2 protein-coding genes are annotated in these 2,648 nt (G+C 75.0%); one reads left to right on the forward strand and one right to left on the reverse strand.

The genetic code is table 11. The annotated features are described in order from the left end of the window. Window positions 1–318: 318 nt before the first annotated feature. Window positions 319–930 (reverse strand): TIGR03086 family metal-binding protein, encoded by a 612-nt coding sequence (locus ACFWOG_RS40525; protein WP_380364731.1) that lies wholly within the window; start codon window positions 928–930, stop codon window positions 319–321. A 283-nt stretch (window positions 931–1,213) separates the two neighbouring features. Here ACFWOG_RS40525 and ACFWOG_RS40530 point away from each other — a divergent pair, with 283 nt between their 5' ends. Next, window positions 1,214–2,596 carry a serine hydrolase domain-containing protein gene (locus ACFWOG_RS40530; protein WP_380364733.1) on the forward strand — a complete coding sequence of 461 codons (1,383 nt, stop codon included), beginning with the start codon at window positions 1,214–1,216 and terminating at the stop codon, window positions 2,594–2,596. Window positions 2,597–2,648 lie beyond the last annotated feature (52 nt).

Consider the following 2,648-nt stretch of genomic DNA (forward strand, 5'->3'; position numbering starts at 1 on the left):
CATGGTCGACGGTGGGTGACGGTGTCTCTGCCGGGGGTGGTGGAAAGGGTGGCGGGTCACCCGCCTCCGGGTGGCCCGCACCACAGCCCTCACCCTGCGTGGCCGCGGAGGAACCGGAACGGCAGGAAAGAGGGGCGTTCCGGCGCTTCGGCGAGGTCACCGGGCCGTCCGAAGCCCGTCGCACGCACGCGGGGCGGGGCAGCACGAACGACCGGCGGCCCCTGAACGGGAACCGCCGGATCGGTGGGGAGGGGGTGAACGGGCCGTCGTACCTGTTGGGGGCCGCAGAGGGCCGCGACCCGCGCGACCGCCGTCCGCTCAGATCCGGTCGGCGGACCAGCCCGGGTCGCGGCCGGTGAGGGCCAGCAGCAGCTCCTGGGAGTCGGCACCAGGAGGGGCGGTGCGGGGCGGGTCGAACCGGCCGGTGCCCGCCGGGTCGCGGTAGCTCCGGAACTCGGCGAGCGCGTACCGGGCGGCGTCCCGGGGCATCCGTCCGGTCTCGCCCAGCGCGCGGGCCAGGTCCCAGCCGTGCACGACGGTCTCGGCGGTGAGCTCACGGACGTAACCGCCGGCGTCCCGCATCCCGTACGGCAGGTGCACGAGGAGGTCGGGTGCGCCGGGTTCGGCGAGTGCGCGCACGGCGCTGTCGACGGCCATCGTCCAGACGCCGAGGGGGTTGCGGCCCAGCACGTCCCCCTCGAAACGGCGGCCGATCTGCTCCGGGGTGTAGCCCGCCACCGCCTGGCAGACCCAGAGGTGCTGAGCGGCTAGGTGGTTCACCAGCGTGCGCACGTCCCAGTCGCGGCAGGGGGTCGGCGCTCTCCACCGGTCGTCCGGAACGGCTCGCACCAGCCTGGCCACGTCCGCTCCTGCGGCGGCGTACTGCGTGCGGACCTCCGCGTGGAACCCGATCGGGTGAGGACAGTCCATCGCCGGGCCTCCGTCTCCTGCCCTGCTCACTACCAGTGAACCGCTACCGGCTGCGACATGCCAGGGCTGCGGGGACGCCGCCGCGGGCCGCCCCGACAACCACCCGGGGTCACCGGAACCCGCCCGGGGTCACCGCCGCGACCCGGGAACGGGGCCCGGCACCGGGTGCCGGGAACCGGTGCGCCCGCGGCCGGCCGCCTGCCAGCGTGTTGTGCGCGGCTTGCCAGCGGCCGGGCGGAGGCTGGGGCCGTTCCAGCAGAGCCAGAACGAGGAGGACGGTTCCATGTCCCAGCAGCACTCGGTGTCCCGGCAGGCGTCCCCGCCGGGGCGTCCGGCCCCGGCGGGGAGAACGGCGTGGTCGCGCTGGCGGCGGACGGTGCCGGCGGTGGTGACGGTGTCGGGTCTGGCCATGGGGTTGGCGGCGCCCGCGGTCGCGGCTCCCGCACCGGCACCGGTGGTGGTCGAGGAGGGCGCCGAGTCGCAGCGGGCCCGGTTGACGGAACTGGCGCGGCAGCTCGTGGCGGCGGGAGCGCCGGGGGTGATCGTCCGGGTGGACGACGGCCGCGGCCGGCCCGTCGAGATCGTCGAGCAGGCCCCGTGGGCCGCGCGGGACCAGCGGCTCAGGGCCGGCGACGAGTTCCGGATGGGCTCCAACACCAAGACCATGATCGCCACGATCGTGCTGCAACTGGTCGCCGAGAGCAGGCTCGCCCTGACCGACCCGGTGGAGAAGTGGCTGCCGGGCCGGGTCCCGAACGGCGCGGCGATCACGCTGCGGATGCTGCTGAACCACACCAGCGGCCTCTTCGACTACACCGAGGACGGCGCCGTCCTGGGCTCGATCCTCGGCCAGGACCGGCGGCGGTGGACCTCCACGGAACTGCTCGCCCTGGGCGTACGGCACGAGCCGCTGTTCGCCCCCGGCGCGAAGTGGTCCTACAGCAACACGAACTACGCCGCGGTCGGCGCCGTCCTCGAAGCGGTCACCGGCGCGAGCCCGGCCGACCTGATCCGTGACCGGATCGCCCGGCCGCTGGGCCTGTGGCACACCTACCTCGCCACGGACTCCCGCTGGCGCGGCCGGTACGCCCGCGGGTACGAACCGGACGCCGCCCACATGCCGGCCGGCGTGCCCGCCGAGTTCCGGGTGGTCGCCGGGCCGGGCCGGGACGGCCACGTCGACACCTCCGGTAACAACCCGAGCTGGGGCGGAGCCGCCGGGGCGGTGGTCTCCACGGCGCAGGACTGGTCCCGCTTCTACACGGCGCTGATGTCCGGCAGGCTCCTGCCGGCGGCCCAGCTCGAAGAGCTGCGCACCACCGTGCCGATGGATCCGGAGGATCCGGAGGGAGCCGGGTACGGGCTGGGCATCGAGACAGGGGCCACCCCGTGCGGCACGGTCTGGGGCCACGGCGGGGGGATCACCGGGTACAGCAGCGGCAACCTCACCGACGGGACCGGTGGGCGCACCTCCACCGTGCTCGTCCCGACGGAGTTCCTGTTCGAGTTCGGTGCCGATCAGCGGCTGCTGGAGGCCGACCGGGCGCTCCGGACGGCGGTGATCTGCACGATGTTCGGCAAGCCGGTTCCGGCCCAGGCCGGGGCTGCGGCCGAGACCCCGGCGGGTGCGGTGCCGTCCGTCACGGGCGTGACTCAGACGGGCTGATCCGGCCGACCGGACTGCCCGGGCTGACCGGCCCGACCGGTCAGCCCCGGGC

It is taken from the genome of Kitasatospora sp. NPDC058406 (genome assembly GCF_042722765.1).
Classification (GTDB): Bacteria; Actinomycetota; Actinomycetes; order Streptomycetales; family Streptomycetaceae; genus Kitasatospora.

Excerpts from the sequence above, each read along its gene's own strand:
- ACFWOG_RS40525 (WP_380364731.1), bottom strand. The coding sequence starts at position 930 with ATGGACTGTCCTCACCCGATCGGGTTCCACGCGGAGGTCCGCACGCAG.
- ACFWOG_RS40530 (WP_380364733.1), top strand. The coding sequence starts at position 1,214 with ATGTCCCAGCAGCACTCGGTGTCCCGGCAGGCGTCCCCGCCGGGGCGT.